This window comes from Amaricoccus sp. (assembly GCF_036846665.1).
GTDB lineage: Bacteria > Pseudomonadota > Alphaproteobacteria > Rhodobacterales > Rhodobacteraceae > Amaricoccus.
On record NZ_DAIUBO010000383.1, the window covers coordinates 1 to 2,175 of the forward strand.

Annotated in this window: 2 protein-coding genes; both read left to right on the top strand. The window is 68.8% G+C overall.

What is annotated here, in order from left to right; translation table 11 throughout:
* Positions 1-1,465, top strand: a 1,465-nt coding sequence (locus V7050_RS20575; protein WP_324411223.1) for an L-lactate permease, incomplete at its 5' end; no start/stop codon positions are given.
* A 7-nt stretch (positions 1,466-1,472) separates the two neighbouring features.
* On the top strand, positions 1,473-2,175 hold a 703-nt coding region (locus V7050_RS20580), incomplete at its 3' end, for a (Fe-S)-binding protein (RefSeq protein WP_324411225.1).

A 2,175-nucleotide genomic window follows, 5' to 3' on the forward strand; every position in this document is an offset into this window, starting at 1 on the left:
CCGGCGGGGGCAGGCGATCATCATCGCCTGGCTCTTCGGCTCGCTGATCGAGGGCGCCTCGGGCTTCGGCACGCCGGCCGCCATCGCCGCGCCGCTGCTCGTGGCCGTTGGCTTCCCGGCGATGGCCGCGGTCATGGTGTCGCTGATCATCCAGAGCACGCCGGTGTCCTTCGGCGCGGTCGGCACGCCGATCCTCGTGGGCGTGCGCACCGGCCTCGTCGACCAGCCGCTGGTCGAGCAGGCCATCGCGCCGATGGCGTTCCACGACTACCTGATGCAGATCGCCGCCAAGGTCGCGATGATCCACGGGCTGGTGGGCTTCCTGATCCCGCTGATCCTCGTGGGCATGCTGACGCGCTTCTTCGGCACCAACCGCTCCTTCGTGGAGGGTTTCCGCATCTGGAAGTTCGCGCTCTTCGCCGGGCTCGCCTTCACCGTGCCCTACTGGATCATCGCCGCGACGCTCGGGCCGGAATTCCCCTCGCTCTTGGGCGGGATCATCGGGCTCCTGATCGTGGTGCCGGCGGCCAAGCGCGGCTTCCTGATCCCGAAGGAGACCTTCGACTTCCCGCCGCGCAACCAGTGGGACGAGGCCTGGGTCGGCAAGCTCGACGATCTCGAGGACCACAACGCCAACAAGCCGCTGATGCCGCTCCTGAAGGCCTGGGCCCCCTATGTCGTGGTGGTGATCCTGCTGGTCCTGACCCGCACCATCGCGCCGATCAAGGGCTTCCTGGTCTCGCCCGCGGTGACCATCGCGCTCGACGACCTGTTCGGCTCGGGCATCAACGCGCGCGTGCAGCTGCTCTATCTGCCGGGAACGGTGCTGATCCTCGCCTCGCTCTTCACCTATTTCTACCACGGCATGAAGGCGAGCGACTACGGCAAGGCGCTGCGATCCTCGGGCTCCACCATGATGGCCGCCGCGCCCGCCCTGCTTCTGGCGGTGCCGATGGTGCAGGTCTTCCTGAACTCGGCCTCCGACACGCTGGCCAGCATGCCCATCGTCCTGGCCGAGGGCGTCTCCTCGGCCGTGGGACAGGCCTGGCCGATGTTCGCGCCATGGATCGGCGCGATGGGGGCCTTCGTCGCCGGATCGAACACCATCAGCAACATGATGTTCTCGCTGTTCCAGTTCTCGACCGCCACGAGCATCGGGCTGGGCGCGGCGGGCGCGGGCACCGTGGTGGCGCTGCAGGCCATCGGCGGGGCTGCGGGCAACATGATCTGCGTGCACAATGTCGTCGCCGCCTCGGCCACGGTCGGGCTGACCGACCGCGAGGGCGAACTGATCCGCAAGACCCTGATCCCGATGGCCTATTATTGCATCCAGGGCGGGCTGATCGGATTCGCGCTGCTGACCGGCAACCTCGTGTGGTGGGCCGCCGCCGCGATCTGGGTCGCCGTCGTGCTGCTGGTCATGTCGCGCAACCGCGGCCATGCTGCGGCCCTGGCAACGAACTGAGGAAACCATGTCCGGACAACCACAACCCACGGTCGGTCTTTTCGTGACCTGCCTCGTCGATGCCATCCGGCCGCAGATCGGCTTCGCCGCGATCCAGCTCCTGGAGGAGGCCGGGTGCCGGGTCGAGGTGCCGGAGGCGCAGACCTGCTGCGGTCAGCCGGCCTTCAACAGCGGCGACGACCGCGACACCGCGCGGCTGGCTCGCCAGACCATCGCGGCCTTCGAGGGGTTCGACCATGTCGTCCTGCCCTCGGGGTCCTGCGCGGCGACGATGGTGCATGGTTGGCCGGAACTCCTGGCGGGCGACCCGGACTGGGCCGCCCGCGCCAAGGCCTTCGCGGCCAAGACCCACGAGATCACCAGCTTCCTGGTCGATGTCCTGGGCTATACGCCGAGCGGCAGGCGGCTTGCCGCCTCCGCCACCTATCACGACAGCTGCTCGGGGCTGCGCGAGCTGGGCGTCGCCGCCCAGCCCCGCGCTCTGCTCGCCCGTGTCGAGGGACTCGAGATGCGCGGCCTGCCCGGCAACGACGTCTGCTGCGGCTTCGGCGGCACCTTCTGCGTGAAATACTCCGACATCTCGAACGCCATCGTCACCGAGAAGGCCGAGGCGATCGAGGGCACCGGGGCGGATCTGCTGCTCGCGGGCGATCTGGGCTGCCTGATGAACATGGCCGGCAAGCTGCACCGGCGCGGCGCGAGGACCCGCT